Source organism: Pseudomonas salmasensis, assembly GCF_014268375.2.
In the GTDB taxonomy this organism is placed as follows: domain Bacteria; phylum Pseudomonadota; class Gammaproteobacteria; order Pseudomonadales; family Pseudomonadaceae; genus Aquipseudomonas; species Aquipseudomonas salmasensis.
Genome location: NZ_CP077083.1, coordinates 4,677,032 through 4,697,234, shown reverse-complemented (window position 1 = coordinate 4,697,234; position 20,203 = coordinate 4,677,032). Strand labels below are relative to the sequence as shown.

The following is a 20,203-nucleotide window of genomic DNA, read 5'->3' as shown; positions in this document are numbered from 1 at the left end:
CTTGAGTAAGGTCAAGTGCAGTGCCCACAGGAGGAGTCTTGGAAGACGCCACCTGTGCTGCAGGTTTCGGCGATCTGACTTCGTAATACCGCAAAACCCATGACAGGAAAAAGCACTTTGACGCTTTTTTGAAGTTTATTTTTCAGGATGACGAATAGCACTAGCCGAGTGCCATGTACCCCGTTAAAGTCGGAAGTCCGCCTGCATCGAAATGTCGCAGCAAATCGCCCCGAAAACACCCCATCCCCAGCAAATTCTGGCACTTCATCGAAATGCCTCGCGACACTCCTGCCAACCCAAGCCACTCTGCGCCGTCGCCTGCAACACCATCGGCAATGCCATCCGCGCCTTGTCCTGAGTGTCGTGAAACACGATCACGCCTTTGCGCCACAGCAGCATCAACGTCAGCACCCGTTGCGCCGACTCATCGGCCTTGAGCTTGCCCGGCTCGTCCTGGGAATCGATGTCCCATAACGCCACTTGCAGGCCCTGTTGCTGGAAGAAGCCCTGGCTGTCTGCGCGGCGTTGCCCATACGGTGGGCGGAACAAGGGCACATAATTTTCCGGCATCAGGTTCTGTACCAGCCCGGCACTGCGGGTGATGGAGCTTTGCCAGTCGACCCAATGGCTGTGGGAGCGGTACTGCCAGCCCTGCAGACCCACACACTGCCCTTGGTACAGCGCCTGCACATCGGCGGCGGAACTGCGCTCCACGCGGGTTTGCAAGCTGCTGCCAAGGACAAAGAACGTGGCGTTCATCTTTTGCTTACGCAGGTAATCGGTGAGCCAGTCGGTATTGCCGCTGACAGCTGCAGGGCCACCGTCGAAGGTCAGCAAAAACATCCGGTCATTGAGTTCATCACCGTTGCGCTCATGATCGCCAAAGCGCGCCACTTCACTGCTGATCTGCGGAAACAGCGCGGCCTTGCGCAACAACTCGTCCAGATAGCGTGCGTGGAAGTGCCGGCTGGGGGCGGCCCAGCCTATATAGAAAGAGTTGTCACCGACCTCGAACTTGCCGGCCTGCTCACGCAGGTCGTCCATGTTTTCCACCAGGTAGCAGAACGAAGCATCTTCTTCGCAGCTCTGCTGGGCGAATGTGTAGTTCTCCAACAGCCGTTGCCAGAGCTGGCGACGCAGGTCGTCGATGGCAGCCAGGTTGATGATCTTCAACCCCAAGCGCTGCTTGAGCGCGGCGTCGTCCAGGGCTTCGCTGGCGAGCAGGCCGTGGGCGAACATCAGAATCTCCGCACGCGAAGCCACATCGAACAGCGCCGGGCTGACGAGTTTTTCCGGCCAGGTACCACGGTCCAGGCTGGCGACATCCACCGGCGCGGCCTGGGCATTCAGGCACAGCAGGCAAGCGGACAATAAAAGCGCTAATCGCACGCGGGGTCTCCCTCTGCAGAGTCGTCGGCCACTATAGCTGATCACGTCCGCCCAGATGGCATTGGCCAGGTTCGACGGGCCTCTGGCTGGCCATGACGGATAAGTCCTACAGCTATTGCCCCTCCAATAAGTAAGAGACCTCTTGATTCCCTCCACCCTATTGAAGGGCTCGCTTACGGCTTCCTAAGATCGGCCCCTACCTGCGGCTCTGCGAGCAGCATGTTCCCCATCGTGTCCCGGCTGACGGCAATTGCAATTGGCGGGGCAACAGGAAAAAAGGAAGCTCCATGCCCCGCCAAAGCGACCTGCGATTCACGTTCGAGCCCTTGAAAGGCGATGCCTTCGATGTGGTGTCCTTCACGCTTGAAGAAGGCCTGTCCCAGCCGTTCAAACTGCATTTGGAACTGGCCAGCCACAACGCCGCCATCGACTTCAATAACGTGCTCGACCTGGCAGGGCTGTTCACGATCTGGCGCGGCGAAATGCCGGTGCGCTACGTACACGGCCTGGTCAGCCTGTTCACCCAGGGAGACACCGGCTTCCATCGCACCCGCTACACCGCCGTCATCGAACCGACCCTGGCGCGTTTCGACCTGCGTTCCAACTGGCGCATCTTCCAGGGCCAGACCGTGCCCGACATCATCACCAACGTGCTTGCCGAGCATCGGCTAACCGACATCCGCCGCGAAATCTGCTTCGATCATCAGCGCCGCGAATACTGCGTACAGGCCGGCGAAACCGACCTCGATTTCATCGCCCGCCTCGCCGCCGAAGAAGGCCTGCTCTACACCTTCGAACACCGCGACGACGGCCACACCCTCGTCCTCACCGACCGCGTCGGCAGCCTGGGCACCATCGGCACGCACAAACATTGCCCCGTGATCTACCAACCCATGGCCGGCGGCGATGCCACGGAACCGGCCTTGACCCGTTTTCACTACACCGAACAAGTACGTACCGCCCGCCAGGTACAACGCGACTACACCTTCACCCACCCGCGCTACGACCAACAGCACACCGCCACCGGCGACCAGGACCTGAAAAACCAGCACAAGGACTACGAACGCTACGACTACCCCGGCCGCTACAAACGCGACATCGCCGGCAAACCCTTCACCAAGACTCGGCTCACCGCCCTGCGCAATGACGCCAAACTGGCGCACCTGGCCGGTGACGACGCTCGCCTGCAACCGGGGCTGGCGTTCGACCTCAATGAGCATCCCCGCGAAGACTTCAACGACCGTTGGCGCACCACCGCCATCACCCACGAAGGCAAACAGCACACCAGCTTGGAGGAAGAGGCGTTCGGCAGCGACCACGGCACCTCATATGAAATGACTGCCAGCGCCATCCGCTGGACCTCGGATTGGAAGGCGCCGCTGCGTGCCAAACCCTGCATCGACGGCCCGCAGATCGCCACGGTGGTTGGGCCGCCAGGGGAAGAGATCTACTGCGATGAATGGGGCCGGGTGAAAGTGCAGTTTCCGTGGGATCGCGCTGACAAAAACAACGATCACAGCTCATGCTGGATTCGTGTGGCTCAAGGCTGGGCGGGAGAGCTTTGGGGCGCCATGGCCATCCCACGTGTGGGTCAGGAACTGATCATCGGCTACCTTGATGGCGATGCCGATCAGCCTATCGCTATCGGTCGGGCATACCGGCAAACCAACCTGCCACCGTATGAGCTGCCCAAGCACAAGACACGGATGACCATCAAAAGCCGAACTCATAAAGGCGAAGGCTTCAATGAGCTGCGTTTTGAGGATGAACTCGGGCATCAGGAAGTGTTTATCCATGCCGAAAAGGACAAGAACGTCCACATCAAAAACAACAACGGCGTCTTCGTCGGCAATAACCGCAAGGAGCGAGTCGAGCACAACGAAACCATCTCCATCGGCGACCACCGCACCGAGGACGTTGGCCAGAACGAAACCATCAGCATCGGTGCCAACCGCAGCGTAACCATCGGTGGCAACAAGGCAGAGACCATCAAGCTGGCCAAAGCCGAAACCATCGGTTTGGCCAAGGCGCTGACCATTGGCGCGGCCTACCAAACCAGCGTTGGCGCGGCCATGAACACCACCGTGGGCCTGAGCCAAAGCGAGCAGGTCGGCATCCACAAATCGGTGGCGGTGGGCAAGAAATTCACCATCGACGCCGGGGATGAATTCAAGGTCACGGTGGGCAAATCCACCTTGGTGATGAAGTCCGACGGCACCGTACTGATCAATGGCCGCACCTTCGATTTCAGCGCCAGCGGCGCGGTGCAGATCAACGGCCAAGACGTGGATATCAACTAGGAGGCGTCATGGGATTTCGCAATCTGACGCCTTTTGATGCGCTGTGTTTCAGTGCCCTGGGCATGGACGACCAAGAGTACCCGGTGCTGGTTTTGAAGGTGGGCTATCGGTTGTTACCCATTGACGAGCAACCGGGGCAGTTTCGGGCCGAGATACTGGATGAGGATCCGTTGGCCCTATGCACCGCTGATCGCTACTACGGCGAGGAAGGAGCAAGCAGCGTCTGCGAGGAAAGCGACCTGGCGCCATTCAAACCACGCTGTGATGTGATCGTTGCGGGCCATGCTCATGCGCCACAAGGCCAACCAGCAACGCAGTGGACCGCCGGGCTGCGCATCAGTGCGCCGCTGGCGCCACCGCCCAACATCGAGGTGCCCCTGCCGACGCCGCTGAGTCCCGGCGAACGCCTGACCGAGTACCAGCTAATGGAATGGCAAGCCGCCCGGCAAGAAGCTTTTAAGCGTCGGGCCGATGCGCCGAGGCGCCATTACTTGCTGGACAAGCAACTCAAATTCACCGGCCCTCGCCAATTCCGTCACAGCTTGTTCGGCGGCTGGCAATTGTCCGAACCTCAGCCCGCAACGTGTGTTCCGCTGCGCTGGGAATATGCCTTCGGTGGCAGCAGCGTAGTGCCTAATCCCGAGCACGCGATTGATGAAAACACCCCGCCCTATCTGCTCAACGAAGTTTGCTACAGCAACCCACTGGGCTGCGGCTGGATCGACAAGCGTCAAGAAGACCTTGGCTATCAACTGGACAAGCCGCTGCGCGAACTGCCCGCGCCACAGATCGAGCCCATCGACAAACCGGTGTGGCGTCTGGATCGGGTCAAACACCCCGAGGATGAACCGGACGCCCGTGGCATGGCGCAGCTCGCGGCCAGCTACAAAAACCACCCGGCTGGATTCGGCGTGGTTGGGCGTGCCTGGGCGCCTCGCCTGCCCTTGGCCGGGAGCTATGACGAGGTCTGGCAGCGGGAACGCTGGCCGGGCTTGCCACGGGATTTCGACTTTGCCTACTGGAACGGTGCGCCGGTTGATCAACAGATCGAATTTCCGCCGCCCGCGTTTCGTCTTGAACTGTTCAACCTGACCGCCCCAGGCCTTACGCCCGACGGCACATTGTGCGTCGAACTGCCCGGCCATCGCCCGTTTGTCCTAATGCGCCTGCACAACGGCGCCATGCTGCCATTGCCCATGCTCACCGACACCCTGCGCATCGACACCGAAGCCATGACCTTGGCGCTGACCCACCGCATCAGCCTGCCCAATCACTTGGGCATTCGCGTATTGGAAGCGCGCTTCGAGACGGATCCGAATGCACCGCTGATCAAACGCGCAGCAAAGGAGGCGCTCTGACATGGCCGATAACGTCATCGCTCGCAAACAAGGCAAATGGAAGGTGGTCAGCATCGTCCCCGACGTGTGCAAGACCCCGATGGGCAGTGCCATCCCGCCGGTGCCTTACCCGGTCACTGCCGAGCTGAAAACCGCTACCGGCGTGGCCAAATCGGTACGTGCCAACGGCAGGCCAGTGGTGGTGTTCGACAAGAGCCTGGTACCGACCACCAAGGGGGATGGAGCTGGCGCCGCCAAAGGTATCAAGAGCAACACAGTCGGCGGCAAATGCTACCCGTTGGAGAAGAGCAGCAGCGTACGCGCCGAAGGCAAGTTGGTGGTGCGCCATGACGACAAGTTCTGGATGAATGGGGCTTAGCGCATGGCCGAACCAATCAACCTGGCACCGGTGCGGGTGCATACGGTCAGTGTACCCGTCCGACGTCCTGCCGACAGCATCGCCGGCCCGGACGAAATGATGCTACAGCTCGGCGAGAACGGCGGCGTGCAAGTCGACCTGTTTGGGCGGGATGCACAAGGTAATGAACTGCACGAAAGCCGGGAAATGCAGGAGTATGAATACGAGGAAATGCGCAAACGCTACTTGCGCGCCGAATTGGCGACGATGCCGCCGTTCAGTTCGTTCAAGAGTGGCAATACCATCGGGCGGGTGGTGGGTGAAACGGTGCCTGCGGCAGTTTCGGCTTCGCAGGCAAACCCAATCATAGAAACGCAAACAGAGGCAGAAAAAGGGTGGTGGACTAGTGCAAGCCCGTGGGTTCACGGCGGCCTAGATGTCCTAGGCTTCGTACCTGGACTGGGTGCAATCCCAGACTTGATCAACGCATGGCATCCATGCTGCTGAAGGCGATGCGGTGAATGCTAGCCTCTCAGCAGTTGCCGCGATTCCCTTTGCAGGCGATGCACTAAAAGGCGGTGTACTGATTGGAAAAGGCATCAACAAAGCCGGAGTTCAGGGTGGCAGGGAGGTATCCGAAAGAGCTGCACGTGCCGTTGAAACAAAGGCAGTAGATCCGGCTTTGCCTAAAGGAAAAAATGGCGGAAAATTTTTAGGTAATGAAAAGTGTTTATTGCGCCCTTACAAACCAGACACATGCAAAGCACAAGGTTTGACAGGCCACCATGTCGTACCAGATCGTGCGTTCAGACAAGGTCCACGCCAAGGGCCCAACAGAAAACAAATCCCTGGAGGTCTTTCCGAGTCAGAGGGATTAGTGATCTGTGTAAGAGGAAAAGGACTTACGGACCAACATGGAAAAATACACAAGTTTTATGACCCTCTTGAAACAGCACTTGGATTATCTGAGACCCCACCCGGAACCACTACCCTGCTAAAACTTGAAATAATGGGTGCACTTGCAACGGCACGCGTCACCGGATGCAACTCTGGCGTGTTGGCCGCTCAATTACGTACATACCATGAAACCAAAGGTTTACCTTCACAATTTAGAGTCAGGGCTGATAAATCAGGAAAACTTATAAGATCTACCCCACCAGGATCCCTTGGCACATTCGGCGCTGGTGATTTCTAAAGGAAGTTGAAAAATGCCCTCAAAACAATCCATTTCGCTGATTATGAATACTGGATCAGCAATCAACAGGGACATGTACTACATGTCATGCTCATTCACAGACCGCACTTTTGACGAACCTTATTCTCGACTTTTTTTCTACCAAGACAAAAATAAGGACAAGTGGTTCTATCATGACCTGCCAGACTTACATGTGGTCTCAACCTGCTTCCCTCCGCCAACCTCAGGAGCAACACGTAAAATCTACGCACTCAGCGAAGAAGGCTACGTTGAGTGCTTTAGCAGAGATGCAATTAGCGTTGAGAAGATACAAGATGCTGGCCTCGATCCATCCAGTAAAATGTATGGATACGTCAACAAGATAAAGCATATAGATGGTCAGTTGTATAGCTGCGGCCACAGAGGACAGATTTATAGAAGAAACGAGTCCACCTGGGAGCATTTTGATGATGGCATACTTAAAAAAAATAAGTTAATCATAGCAAACACTGACATGAGCTTTATGGAGAGCGTAAAGCTTTCCATAGACGAAACCCTTGACTTGTTTGATATAGACGGTTCAACGGGCGATATCTACGTTGTCGGAACTGATGGCTTTCTTGCAAATCACGATGGGGTTCAATGGCACAAATTACCTCGCCTCACAGCCGCTGACCTTCATTGTATATATATTTCATCCTCTGGAATTGTCTGGATCGTTGGTTCACAGGGGACAATAATCAATGGGAGCGCACGATTGGGTTTTAAAGTGCTCGCCCGAAAGAAAATAGATGCTGACTTTTATTCAGCAACTGAATTCCAAAACAATATCTACATCGGAGCCAATAACGGCATTTACAAAGTCATCGACAATACAATCAAAAAGGTCGACATTACCGCTAAAGAGGTCAGCTCCATCGAATCAAAAGACGGTGTCATGTGGGCACTTTCATCTGAAAAATTACTGCGTTTTGATGGGGTTCGCTGGGACGAGTTCGTCCACATAGACAACTAACCACGCCTATAAATTTAATGCCCACCTCCAAAACTATGTATTTTTTTGGAAGATATACCGGAGGCAAACCATGAATGAAGATCAGTTTTTCAAAGACTTCGATGCCCATCGCTGGGACTTCACCATTGTCGATGAAACAGATGAAGAGCAGCCAGTTCTGCAAGTGGGGCTGGTAGCGACTTTTTACCTGATAGATGCTTACCTCCCCGTTCGCAGAAAGCATATTGCTGAAGCCTTTGAACTCTTCTGTAAGCACTTTGGTGAAAAGTTGGTATGGGGCTACACAGGAGGCGAAAATATGATTGAGCAAAATTTCACCCCTCAAACCATGCAGGACTGTATTTCATATATACAATCGGATGGCTTTGCAGAGTCAGCTGCACTTATGTGGTCCTCTAACAAAAGCTTTCAAAACGTTGGCACCTACATGTTTGACGCGTACTCGCCTGCCGGATGGTACGAAAAAGTGCATAGCTCAATAACAACCGTAAGACTGTACCTTCCTATTGAAGAACTCAAAGGTTCAGGTAAAAAGAATTTTGAAGAACTGACATTCAAAATGTGCAACATTTTACGCCCATTGCACGGGGCCGCAGGATTAGGTATTCAACACAGTTATGAATGGGAAAATTATCAGCATGTTGAATATGAACTGGTACAAGAGTACCGAGGTGCAGACCTGTGCATTCCCAGCGGCAATAAGAAATGGCGCACCGGCTACAGCAACCTCAACTGGTATACCTACCTTGCCCACCATTGGGTAAGCAAATTAGGGACAACCGAGGATTTGCTCGAACAACTCAACGACATACGTATAGGCATTTTGCCTTACGAATGGGGCACCATTTTTCGTGCTGGAGACTGGCCTGCCTTGGGCAAAGCGGATATCGACCCTCGCCCCGAGCTGTATGTGATGGTCAATGAAGTGCTCAAACCCTTGCGAGTCAGCAATATTGGCTCGCTGCACTACGGCTCGATTGCCGGTGAAGTGCGCCTCAACGAGCGCACCAGCAACCAATGGATGCGCCGTTTTGACCTTCCCAGCGACTCGCCGAAGCACCCGCCTTCACCGCTTTATCGCCGTATATCAGCAGCGGAGCAACAACAGTTGAACGCTAGCAGGCAGATGCTTGGTGACCTTTTCAGCCAAGCCCCTGACGGTAAATTCAAACTGTAATCAACCCCTTCTGGCTTCAGCTAATACAGGCTCTGTCGCCTTCACTGGCAAGGCCTGAGCATCGGCAACGGGGTCGGCGTCGACCTCAGTGAATCATTGCCGGATTTGGAGCAGTTGTGCACGACTGGAGAAAAAAATGAGTGAGCCCACACCCAGCAAAAACATGCCTACAACAGGACATAACAATCAGCTCTTCAACTACTTGCCACAGGACGCCAGTAACGAAGAGGCCGCCCTCAGCGTGGAGCAAGCCAAGCCGAAGCCGCCCATACTGCTAGCAGACCCTGAATACGATATACGCGGCGTGGCCTGGAACCCGCTGTGCGACGCCGCCACGCCGCTGATCGGCCTGGTCATCCGCCTGCGCCGTCTGGACCACCACGATGACGTACCGGCGCTGTACCAAAGCGTCAGCAACCAGATCATCGCGATCATGGAAGAAGTCCGCCAGCTCGACTACGACGCCAGCATGCTCAAGGCCTACTCCTACAGCCTGTGCCTGTTGGTGGACGAAGTGGTCATGCGCACCACCTGGGGCAGGCTCTCTACCTGGAGCGCCCGCTCATTGCTCAGCCAATTCCACAGCGAGACCCAAGGCGGCGAAAAATTCTTCACCATCATGAACAACATGATTCCCGAAGCCGCCAAGTACCAGCATGTGCTGGAGTTCATGTACCAATGCCTGATCTCCGGCCTCAAAGGCAAATACGGCGCTCATAGCAAGGGCGATGACGAAATACACAAAATCATCGACCAGTTGCACGGTCTGCTGCGCCCTCTTCGCGGCGAAACACCCAAGCGCCTGACCGACCCGCTGACCAACGTCGCGCCGCGCAACTACCGGATCAAACGCGCCTGGCCATTGTGGACGCCGTGGGCCATGGCTGCCGTAGTACTGACGGTCGCCTACACGGTCTACTCGATTCGCTTGAACACCATCACCCAGCAAGTATTGGCGTCTCTGGAGCGGATCCTCAGCCTCTAGCCGTTTTCCAGAGCACTCGTCCAATTGTCGTATCAGCGCCAACATGTGCCTATCACCATCATAGGTGGAGTCAAAACGCCCAACCCCCTAGAATCGCGCCCACGCTACACGCCACGATTCCAGGAGCCAACTTCATGCTGATGGTGATTTCCCCCGCCAAAACCCTCGACTTCGAGTCCAAGCCGGTCACTGCGCGCTTCACCCAGCCGCAGTACCTGGACCACTCCCAGGAACTGCTCGAGCAACTGCGCGAACTGAGCCCGGCGCAAATCAGTGAGTTGATGCACGTCTCCGACAAGATCGGTGGCCTCAACGCCGCGCGCTTCGGCAGCTGGACGCCGGCCTTCACTCCGGCCAACGCCAAGCAGGCGCTGCTGGCGTTCAAGGGCGATGTGTATACCGGCCTGAATGCCGAGACGTTCAGCGAGGCCGATTTCAGCTACGCCCAGGACCACCTGCGCATGCTCTCGGGGCTCTACGGCTTGCTGCGCCCGTTGGATTTGATGATGCCGTACCGCCTGGAGATGGGCACCAAACTGGCCAATGCCCGTGGCAAGGACCTCTATGCTTTCTGGGGTACGCGCATCAGCGAGTGGTTGAATGAGGCACTGGCCGAGCAAGGCGACGATGTGCTGCTCAACCTGGCGTCCAATGAGTATTTTTCGGCGGTCAAGCGCACGGCCTTGAAGGCGCGGATCATCAATACTGAGTTCAAGGACCTGAAGAACGGTCAGTACAAGATCATCAGCTTCTACGCGAAAAAAGCCCGAGGCATGATGAGCCGGTTTGTGATTGAAGAACGCATCAACGACCCGGCACAGCTCAAGCAGTTCGATGTGCAGGGTTACCGCTTCAATGCGGAGCAGTCCAAGCCAGACAACCTGGTGTTTTTGCGCGATCACGCACCGGAATAAGGCCTGTACAGCCACCAACATCAACTGTGGGAGCTGGCTTGCCTGCGATAGCGGTGGGTCAGCCGACTCACATGTTGCTGATACACCGCTATCGCAGGCAAGCCAGCTCCCACATTTTTGTCTGCATTTCAGCCCTGGGATCGTCATTTATTTGGCGCCAAAAAATATTACGACACATCCCTAACAATTTCTTCACTCGACACTCGTCGGTTTTTTTCGTAGTGGCACCACTTTTTTTTAACGGTAGTGGCACAAAACTATCCTCTCGCACCAACTCCCCATAACTACTGGCCTAAATAGCAAGTGCTATCAATATAGTACTAGTGCCATCTTTTCTAATATTTCAAAAAATTTCCGGAAAGGGGATGAGCGGCCCGGAACTTCGTCCTGAAGCACCGCTCATACCACCGGTAACGAAATTCTCTGTTTACGTAAGAGATGACTTACATACCGACCAATGGAAGTAGCCAAGTTGTCATATAGCACTTTGGCTCGAGGGTCATATCATCAACTGATTGAGTTGAGGGCGGCGATAAGGACTCATTGCCAACCCCCTAAAGGCCAAGGCAGCGCTGACCTAAATGAGCCAGTGTTAACACCCAAGGCATTGATATCAAAAGGCTTCTTGCCTGTATCAAAGCCCTGCGGCACTGGCGCCGGCCCCTTCCGCCACGGAAGACCGGCTGCATTTCAGGGCAAGCCCCAATAACAAGGCCACGTTGCGCACAACTTGAGTGCAATAGTTAGTCACTCGCTATTTAACATGCCTGCACGCGGTAAGTCGGCGTCTATTCGCCTAACTTTCGCGGCATCAGTGACGCTTGCAAACATGAACTCCGGCCATCTAATGGCATGATTTAAACATAGAGGTAATTGCGATGCGCATCAGCATATTTGGTTTGGGTTACGTTGGCGCCGTGTGTGCCGGTTGCCTGTCTGCCCGTGGCCATGAAGTGGTCGGCGTAGACATCTCCAAGGAAAAGATCGACCTGATCAATGCGGGTAAATCCCCCATCGTTGAACCAGGTCTGGGCGAACTGTTGAGCCAAGGCATCGCAACCGGTCGACTGCGCGGTACCACCAACTTCGCCGACGCCATCCGCGACACCGACCTGTCGATGATCTGCGTGGGTACGCCGAGCAAGAAAAACGGCGACCTGGAACTGAACTACATCGAGTCGGTATGCCGCGAAATCGGTTTTGTACTGCGTGACAAGACCACTCGCCACACCATCGTGGTGCGCAGCACCGTACTGCCAGGCACCGTGGCCAACGTGGTGATCCCGATCCTCGAAGACTGCTCCGGCAAGAAAGCCGGCGTTGATTTCGGCGTTGCGGTCAACCCGGAGTTCCTGCGTGAATCCACCGCCATCGCCGACTACGACCTGCCGCCGATGACCGTCATCGGTGAGTTCGACACCGCCTCCGGCGATGTCCTGCAGTCGCTGTACGAAGAACTCGATGCGCCGATCATCCGCAAGGACATCGCCGTCGCCGAAATGATCAAGTACACCTGCAACGTGTGGCACGCCACCAAAGTCACCTTCGCCAACGAGATCGGCAACATCGCCAAGGCTGTCGGCGTCGACGGTCGCGAAGTGATGGAAGTGGTCTGCCAGGATAAGACCCTCAACCTGTCCCAGTACTACATGCGCCCAGGCTTCGCCTTCGGTGGCTCGTGCCTGCCAAAAGACGTGCGCGCCCTCACCTACCGCGCCGGCTCCCTGGACGTGGAAGCACCGCTGCTCAACTCGCTGATGCGCAGCAACGAGTCCCAGGTACAGAACGCCTTCGACATCGTCTCCAGCCACGACAAACGCAAAGTTGCGCTGCTGGGCCTGAGCTTCAAGGCCGGCACCGACGACCTGCGCGAAAGCCCGTTGGTAGAGCTGGCAGAAATGCTGATCGGCAAGGGCTACGACCTGAGCATCTACGACAGCAACGTCGAGTACGCCCGTGTACACGGCGCGAACAAGGACTACATCGAGGGCAAGATCCCGCACGTGTCGTCCCTGCTCAACTCGGATTTCGATGATGTGATCAACAACTCCGACGTGATCATCCTCGGTAACCGTGACGAGAAGTTCCGTGCCCTGGCGCATAACGCTCCGGAAGGCAAACAAGTGGTCGACCTGGTGGGCTTCATGTCCAAGGCCACCAGCGTGAGCGGCCGTACCGAAGGTATTTGCTGGTAACAGCAACGGCAAGTTTCAGGCTGCAAGTGGCTTTATCCCCAGCGCTTGCAGCCTGAAGCCTCCTCACCTTGCGGATGACGCTTATGTCCAAGTTAAAACATGTATTTCTGCAATCGGCCGGCTGGCTGTTCTTTCTCAGCCTGCTGATGGGTCTCGCCCTGCTGTTGCCGGCGAGCACCTTCGATTCGCAATCGAAGAATTTTATTTTCCTGATTGGTGCCGTGGGTATCTGGCGCTACTCGATGGGCGCGACGCATTTCTTTCGCGGCATGCTGTTCCTGTACGTGGTGTACCCGCACCTGCGCCGCAAAGTGCGCAAGCTGGGCAAAGCCGCCGACCCGTCCCATGTGTTCCTGATGGTCACCAGTTTCCGTATCGACGCGCTGACCACCGCCCAGGTCTACAGCTCGGTGATTCGTGAAGCCATCGACTGTGGCTTCCCCACCACCGTGGTGTGCTCGCTGGTAGAAATGTCCGATGAGCTGCTGGTCAAAAGCCTCTGGGAAAAACTCAACCCGCCGGCTCACGTCAAGCTCGACTTCGTGCGCATCGCCGGTACCGGCAAGCGTGACGGCCTGGCGTTTGGTTTCCGCGCCATCTCCCGCCACTTGCCCGACGACCGCGCCGTGGTCGCCGTGATCGATGGCGACACCGTGCTGGCCGAAGGCGTGGTGCGCAAGACCGTGCCGTGGTTCCAGCTGTTCGGCAATGTCGGTGGCCTGACCACCAACGAATTCTGCGAAGTGCGCGGCGGCTACATCATGAGCGAATGGCACAAACTGCGCTTCGCCCAACGCCACATCAATATGTGCTCCATGGCCCTGTCCAAGCGCGTACTGACCATGACCGGGCGCATGTCGGTGTTCCGTGCCAGCGTTGTCACCGACCCGGGCTTTATCGCCGACGTGGAAAGCGACTCGCTGCAACACTGGCGCCTGGGCCGGTTCAAGTTCCTCACCGGGGATGACAAGTCCAGCTGGTTCAGCCTGATGCGCTTGGGCTACGACACCTTCTACGTGCCGGATGCCGCGATCAACACCGTGGAACACCCGCCGGAAAAGAGCTTCATCAAGGCCAGCCGCAAGCTGATGTTCCGCTGGTACGGCAACAACCTGCGCCAGAACTCCCGCGCGCTCGGCCTGGGCATGCGTCGCCTCGGCCTGTTCACCAGCGTGGTGTTGTTCGACCAGCGCGTGTCGATGTGGACCTCCCTGCTCGGCCTGACCGTGGCCATGATCGCCACCTTCAAGTACGGCGGCGCGTTCATCCTCGCCTACCTGCTGTGGATCGGCATCACCCGCCTGATTCTCACCCTGCTGTTGTCGTGCTCCGGCCACAAGATCGGCCCGGCCTACCCGCTGATTCTCTATTACAACCAGATCATGGGCGCGCTGGTGAAGATCTACGTGTTCTTCCGCCTTGATCAACAGTCCTGGACCCGCCAGGACACCAAACTGACCCGCGATTTGGCCAGCTTTCAACGTTGGTTCAACACCTGGTCGTCTCGGACCATGACCTTCTCCGCCGGCAGCATCTTCGTTGCCGTGTTGCTGATGATGGTCTGACCCTGCCAAGCCTGAATTAACCTAGGAATTACACCCGATGAATAGCCAAGTAAACGCCAACGTTGTCCACGAATCCGAAGCCCAGCGCCAACACGCCCGGGTGAAAATCCCGGCCAAGCTGCGCTTCTTCAACAGCGACCGCACGCCGACTGAGGCGAAGGTTATCGACCTGTCCGCCGGCGGCCTGGCCTTCACCGCCACCCAGCCGCTCACCATCGGCCAAGTGCACAAAGGCCGCCTGCAGTTCGTGATCGATAACCTCGGCCTGGCCATGGATGTGGAGCTGCAGATTCGCTCCTACGACCGCCAGACCGGCCGCACCGGTTGCCAGTTCCAGAACCTCGATGCCCAGGATATTTCCACCCTGCGCCACCTGATCACCTCGCACCTGTCCGGCGACATCGTGACCATGGGCGACGTGCTCGCGACCCTGCAACGCGACAACTTCACCAAGGCACGCAAGGTCAAGGACGGCGGCAGCGGCATGACCGCGTTCGGTCGCCTGCGCGCCGTGACCTTCAGCCTGGCGATCTTTTTGGTGGGCCTGGCGGCCTTCGGTTTTGTGGTCAAGTCGCTCTACGGCATGTACTTCGTCAGCCACGCCCAGGCCGGCCTTGTCAGCGTACCGGGCATGAACGTGACCATGCCCCGTGACGGCACCGTGCAAAGCCTGCTCAAAGGTGATTCGGTAGCGGCCAAAGGCGCGCCACTGGCGACCTTCAGCACCAGCATGCTCGATGTGCTCAAGGGCCACTTGGACGAAGACCAGTTGCAACCGGCCAAGGTCGAGGAACTGTTCGGCAAGCAAATGACCGGCACCCTCACCTCGCCTTGCGATTGCGTGGTGGCCCAGCAACTGGTCGCCGACGGCCAGTACGCCAGCAAGGGTGATGTGATCTTCCAACTGGTACCACGCGGCAGCGAGGCCAATGTGGAAGCGCGCTTCAGCTATCGCCAGTTCGGTGATGTGCGCCCAGGTACGCAGGTGAACTTCCAGGTCGCCGACGAAGAACAAGTGCGCACCGGCACCATCGTCAGCAGCACCAGCCTGAACAGCGCCGACTTGTCTTCTGACATCCGCGTGCAGATCAAGCCTGATGCACCGCTGGACAGCACCTACGCCGGCCGCCCGGTGGAAGTCACCAGCGACCGTGGCCCATCGCTGAACTGGCTGATCGACAAAGCCATGGCTCACGGTCTGTAAGCGAGGACATGCCTGTGACTCTTCCAAATACACCGTTGCCCCATGTGGGAGCCGGGCTTGCCCGCGATGCAGGCGACTCGGTGCATCAGTTGCACCGCAGCGATGCCATCGCAGGCAAGCCAGCTCCCACCCAGAGCAGATTTCACTTGGCCTCTGCGTACTGCGCGCTGGCACTGGCCGTGAGCCTGGCCGGTTGCGCCGGCCTGCCCGACCAACGCCTGGCCAATGAGGCGCTGAAACGCGGCGACACCGTCACCGCCCAGCAGAATTACCAGCAACTGGCAGAACTGGGCTACAGCGAGGCCCAGGTGGGCCTGGCCGATATCCAGGTCGGCACCCGCGACCCGGCGCAAATCAAGCAGGCCGAAGCCACTTACCGTGCGGCGGCAGACATATCGCCCCGCGCCCAGGCGCGCCTTGGCCGTCTGCTGGTGGCCAAGCCCGGCGCTACCGAGGCCGAGCACCATGAAGCCGAAAGCCTGCTGAAAAAAGCCTTTGCCAATGGCGAAGGTAATACCTTGATCCCGCTGGCGATGCTGTACCTGCAATACCCGCACAGTTTCCCCAACGTGAATGCCCAACAACAGATCAGCCAATGGCAGGCGGCGGGTTACCCGGAAGCCGGCCTGGCCCAGGTGCTGCTGTATCGCACCCAGGGTACCTACGACCAGCATCTGGATGACGTGGAGCGCATCTGCAAAGCCGCGCTGAACACCACCGATATCTGCTACGTCGAACTGGCCACGGTCTATCAGAAAAAACAGCAGCCGGAACAACAGGCCGAACTGCTCAAGCAGATGGAAGCAGGCGTAAGCCGTGGCACCGTTACCGCCCAGCGCGTCGACAGCGTCGCCCGCGTACTCGGCGATGCCACTCTCGGCACCCCGGACGAGAAAACCGCCCAGGCGTTGCTGGAAAAAATCGCCCCCGGCTACCCGGCGTCCTGGGTCAGCCTGGCGCAACTGCTCTACGACTTCCCCGAACTGGGCGACGTCGAGCAGATGATGAAGTACCTCGACAACGGCCGCGCCGCCGACCAGCCACGCGCCGAATTGTTGCTGGGCAAGCTCTACTACGAAGGCAAGTGGGTGCCCGCCGATGCCAAGGCCGCCGAGGCGCATTTCGAGAAAGCCGTGGGCCGTGAAGTGGCCGCCGATTACTACCTCGGCCAGATCTACCGCCGTGGCTACCTGGGCAAGGTTTACCCGCAAAAAGCCCTGGACCACCTGCTGACCGCCGCGCGCAACGGCCAGAACAGCGCCGACTTCGCCATTGCCCAACTGTTTTCCCAAGGCAAGGGCACCAAGCCCGACCCATTGAACGCCTATGTCTTCAGCCAGTTGGCCAAGGCCCAGGCCACGCCAGAAGCCAATGACCTGGCCACCCAGCTCGAAGCGCCGCTGACCCCTGCGCAACGCGCCGAAGGCCAACGCCTGGTGCAACAGGAGCTGGCCGCCCGCGGCACCCTGGCCCAAAGCACGCTGCAACTGCACGCCCTGCAAGAAGAAGACGGCGAGGAATCCCTATGAAGCTCAACCCATTCGTGAAGGCCGGCATCGGCCTGACCTTCGCCCTGCTGTGGTCGTGCCCGACCCTGGCCGCGCTCACCGAAGCCAAGAACTTCGGCCTGGAAGTCAAAGCCACCGCGCAGTCTGAAGATGACCGCGACCTCGGCACCCAGAAAGGCGGCGACGTCAACGGCATCGGCCTCGACCTGCGCCCCTGGATCTACGGCGAAAGCGGCGCGTGGAGCGCCTACGCCATGGGCCAGGCAGTGGTGTCCAGCGACATCATCGAGACCGACACCCTGCAACAGTCGACCGATGACACCACCGAGCAGCAGTCGAGCAACGACGACCGCAAGGCCAAGAAAAACTACCTGGCCCTGCGTGAGTTCTGGGTCGGCTACAGCGGCTTCACGCCCTACCCCGGCGAGATCCTCAAGTTCGGCCGCCAGCGCCTGCGCAACGACGACGGCCAATGGCGCGACACCAACATCGAAGCACTGAACTGGACCTTTGACACCACCCTGCTCAAGGCCAATGTCGGCGCCGCCGAACGCTTCAGCGAATACCGCACCGACCTCAAGGAACTGTCGCCGGTCGACAAAGACCGCCAGCACTTCTACGCCGACGCCGCCTACCAGTGGACGCCGGGCCAGTGGATCGGCGTACGCGGCCACCACACCCATGACGACGGCAAGCTCGACTACGCCGAGCCGGGTGTGGCCAGCGACCCGTTGGACAAGCGCGAAAACGGCGACCTGACCTGGCTGGGCATCGAAGCCAACAGCGACGCCTATAACTGGCGCAACACCAACACCGTCAACTACTGGGCGAGCATCACCGGCATGCGCGGCGACCGCGACAAGGTCAACGCCTTGAACGCCGACGGCACGCGCCCCACCAGCGCCAAGCGCAGCGATGACCTGAGCGGCTGGGCCACCGACATCGGCGTGCGCCTGCGCCTGGACCCGCAGTGGCAAGTCGGCGCGGCCTATTCGCGCGCCAGTGCCGAGTACGAGCAGAACGGCCTGCAAAGCAACCGTTCGAACTGGACCGGTACCCAGTCCCGCGTGCATCGCTTCGGTGAAGCCTTTCGCGGCGAGATGAACAACATGCAGTCCATGAGCCTGTTCGGCTCCTGGCAGCTGCGCGAGGACTATGACGCCAGCCTGGTGTACCACAAGTTCTGGCGCGTGGACGGCAACAAACCGGTGGGCAGCAACGGTATCGACGCGGTGCAGAACAACACCGATGACGTCACCGGTGCAATTCTCTCCAGCACCTCCCTGCCCCTTGAAGACGGCAAGAAAGACCTCGGCCAAGAGATGGACCTGGTGGTCACCAAGTACTTCAAGAAAGGCTTGCTGCCTGCGGCGCTGAGCCAGTCGATCGACGAGCCTTCAGCCCTGGTGCGTTTGCGTGCCGGCGTGTTCAAGCCCGGCGATGCCTATGGCAGCCAGGTCGACTCCTACATGCACCGCGCGTTCGTCGACGTGGTCTGGAAATTCTGATGGGAGCCTGCGCCATGAATGCTCAAAGCCTACTCGTCGCGGCAATGCTGATGGCCAGCGCCACAGCGTTCGCCGATACGGCGGCCAAGGCGCCGACCATCGCCAAGGAACTGCAACAGGCCAAGACCTACACCATTTCCAGCCCGCCCACCGCGCCGCTGGAAATGGCCAAGCCGGCGCTGCCCGATCTGTCGGGCTACACCGCGCAGGCGATGGAAAAGAAAATCGTCAAGACCAAGGCCGGCAAAATCAGCATCCGCCGCATGATGCAGGAAGACGCGCTCAAGGACTTTATCGGCGGCGATAACAAGATGGCCGAATGGGTGGTGCGCCAGCACGGCATTCCCCAGGCGATCTTCGTCGACGACGGCTACATGAACCTCAAGGACCTGCTGGGCAAGGTGCCCAAGCAGTACTTCAGCGAAACGTCGCCGGGGGTGTTCCTGGCCAAATTGCCGATCGTAGTGGGCCGTAAGGGCATCCTCGATATCGACAAGAATACCCAGGAACTGCGCCTGTCCCAGCAAGCCGGTTCGTTTTTGATCAACGACGGCCAGCTGTTCGTGCGCGATACCAAGGTCACCGGCTGGGATGAAAAAGCCAACGGCCCGGCGCTGTTCAAGTCGGCCAAGGAGTTCCGCCCGTTCCTGCTGGCCTGGGGCGGCACCGAGACCTATATCTCCAAAACCAAAATGGCCAGCTTCGGCTACGCCAACAGTAAGTCGTACGGGGTGAGTATTTCCCAATACACGCCGAACATGGCCAAGGTGCTCAAGCGTTCCGAGCCGACCGGCTGGATCATCGACTCCGAGTTCTCGGACATGTGGTACGGCTTCTACTGCTACGAGACCACAGGCTTTGTGATCAAGGGCAATACCTACAAAGACAACATCGTCTACGGCATTGACCCCCATGACCGTTCCCACGGCCTGATCATCGCGGACAACACCGTCTACGGCACCAAGAAGAAGCACGGCATCATCATTTCCCGGGAAGTGAACGACAGCTTCATCTTCAACAACCGCAGCTATGACAACAAGCTGTCGGGCCTGGTGATCGACCGTAACAGCGTCAACAACCTGATCGCCGACAACGAGATCTACCGCAACCACACCGACGGCATCACCCTCTATGAGAGCGGTGACAACCTGCTGTGGGGCAACAAGGTGATCAGCAACCGTCGCCACGGGATCCGCGTGCGTAACAGCGTGAACATCAAGCTCTACGAAAACACCTCGATGGCCAACGGATTGACCGGCGTGTACGGCCACATCAAGGACTTGACCGACACCGACCGCGACATCGCCCTCGACCCGTTCGACGCCAAGGTGTCGCTGATCGTGGTCGGCGGTGAACTGGCGGGTAACGGCAGCGGGCCGCTGTCCATCGACTCGCCGTTGAGTATCGAGCTGTATCGCGTGTCGATGCTGGCGCCGACCAAATCCAGCGGCATCAGCTTCTCCGGCATCCTGGGTGACCGCCAGGAAGAAATTCTCGACCTGCTGGTACGCCAGCAGAAAGCCGTGCTGATCGACCCCGTCGAACGCCAGACCGAAATGCAGGACTGAGGATGA

The 20,203-nt window shown here is 58.1% G+C and carries 16 protein-coding genes; 15 read left to right on the top strand and 1 reads right to left on the bottom strand.

The features are described from left to right. Positions 1-264: 264 nt before the first annotated feature. A complete protein-coding gene (locus tag HU731_RS21055; protein ID WP_186607401.1) occupies positions 265-1,389 on the bottom strand; it encodes a polysaccharide deacetylase family protein in 1,125 nt (374 codons plus the stop codon). 287 nt (positions 1,390-1,676) lie between these two features. Between HU731_RS21055 and HU731_RS21050 the strand changes: the two genes are divergently transcribed. From HU731_RS21050 to algG, 15 genes are all read left to right on the top strand, one after another. After that, positions 1,677-3,689: a type VI secretion system Vgr family protein gene (locus HU731_RS21050; protein ID WP_186607400.1), complete on the top strand. Its 2,013-nt coding sequence runs from the start codon at positions 1,677-1,679 to the stop codon at positions 3,687-3,689. A gap of 8 nt (positions 3,690-3,697) precedes the next feature. Further along, positions 3,698-5,047, top strand: a complete 1,350-nt coding sequence (locus HU731_RS21045; protein ID WP_186607399.1) for a DUF2169 family type VI secretion system accessory protein — start codon at positions 3,698-3,700, stop codon at positions 5,045-5,047. Position 5,048: 1 nt separating this feature from the next. Beyond that, complete coding sequence (locus HU731_RS21040; protein ID WP_032893479.1) at positions 5,049-5,405, top strand: DUF4150 domain-containing protein; 357 nt, start codon at positions 5,049-5,051, stop codon at positions 5,403-5,405. 3 nt (positions 5,406-5,408) lie between these two features. Next, positions 5,409-5,891 (top strand): hypothetical protein, encoded by a 483-nt coding sequence (locus HU731_RS21035; protein WP_186607398.1) that lies wholly within the window; start codon positions 5,409-5,411, stop codon positions 5,889-5,891. 10 nt (positions 5,892-5,901) lie between these two features. Continuing rightward, positions 5,902-6,579: a hypothetical protein gene (locus HU731_RS21030; protein WP_186607397.1), complete on the top strand. Its 678-nt coding sequence runs from the start codon at positions 5,902-5,904 to the stop codon at positions 6,577-6,579. Positions 6,580-6,592: 13 nt separating this feature from the next. Then, positions 6,593-7,573, top strand: a complete 981-nt coding sequence (locus tag HU731_RS21025; RefSeq protein ID WP_186607396.1) for a beta propeller repeat protein — start codon at positions 6,593-6,595, stop codon at positions 7,571-7,573. A 70-nt stretch (positions 7,574-7,643) separates the two neighbouring features. Continuing rightward, a complete protein-coding gene (locus tag HU731_RS21020) occupies positions 7,644-8,750 on the top strand; it encodes a type VI immunity family protein (RefSeq protein ID WP_186607395.1) in 1,107 nt (368 codons plus the stop codon). A gap of 136 nt (positions 8,751-8,886) precedes the next feature. Further along, positions 8,887-9,735, top strand: a complete 849-nt coding sequence (gene icmH, locus HU731_RS21015) for a type IVB secretion system protein IcmH/DotU (protein WP_186607394.1) — start codon at positions 8,887-8,889, stop codon at positions 9,733-9,735. Between the two features lie 134 nt (positions 9,736-9,869). Further along, a complete protein-coding gene (gene yaaA / locus HU731_RS21010) occupies positions 9,870-10,649 on the top strand; it encodes a peroxide stress protein YaaA (protein ID WP_186607393.1) in 780 nt (259 codons plus the stop codon). 878 nt (positions 10,650-11,527) lie between these two features. Beyond that, positions 11,528-12,844: a nucleotide sugar dehydrogenase gene (locus tag HU731_RS21005; protein WP_186607392.1), complete on the top strand. Its 1,317-nt coding sequence runs from the start codon at positions 11,528-11,530 to the stop codon at positions 12,842-12,844. Between the two features lie 83 nt (positions 12,845-12,927). Continuing rightward, a complete protein-coding gene (alg8, locus tag HU731_RS21000; RefSeq protein WP_186607391.1) occupies positions 12,928-14,409 on the top strand; it encodes a mannuronan synthase in 1,482 nt (493 codons plus the stop codon). 37 nt (positions 14,410-14,446) lie between these two features. Next, positions 14,447-15,613: an alginate biosynthesis protein Alg44 gene (locus HU731_RS20995; RefSeq protein ID WP_057710958.1), complete on the top strand. Its 1,167-nt coding sequence runs from the start codon at positions 14,447-14,449 to the stop codon at positions 15,611-15,613. An 8-nt stretch (positions 15,614-15,621) separates the two neighbouring features. Next, positions 15,622-17,142: an alginate biosynthesis TPR repeat lipoprotein AlgK gene (algK, locus tag HU731_RS20990; protein ID WP_437180721.1), complete on the top strand. Its 1,521-nt coding sequence runs from the start codon at positions 15,622-15,624 to the stop codon at positions 17,140-17,142. Next, the gene (locus HU731_RS20985) at positions 17,139-18,629 is read left to right on the top strand and encodes an alginate export family protein (protein WP_186607390.1); all 1,491 of its coding nucleotides are present in this window, start codon (positions 17,139-17,141) and stop codon (positions 18,627-18,629) included. Before algK ends, HU731_RS20985 begins: the two co-directional genes overlap by 4 nt. After that, complete coding sequence (gene algG, locus HU731_RS20980) at positions 18,629-20,197, top strand: mannuronan 5-epimerase AlgG (protein ID WP_186607389.1); 1,569 nt, start codon at positions 18,629-18,631, stop codon at positions 20,195-20,197. Before HU731_RS20985 ends, algG begins: the two co-directional genes overlap by 1 nt. Positions 20,198-20,203 lie beyond the last annotated feature (6 nt).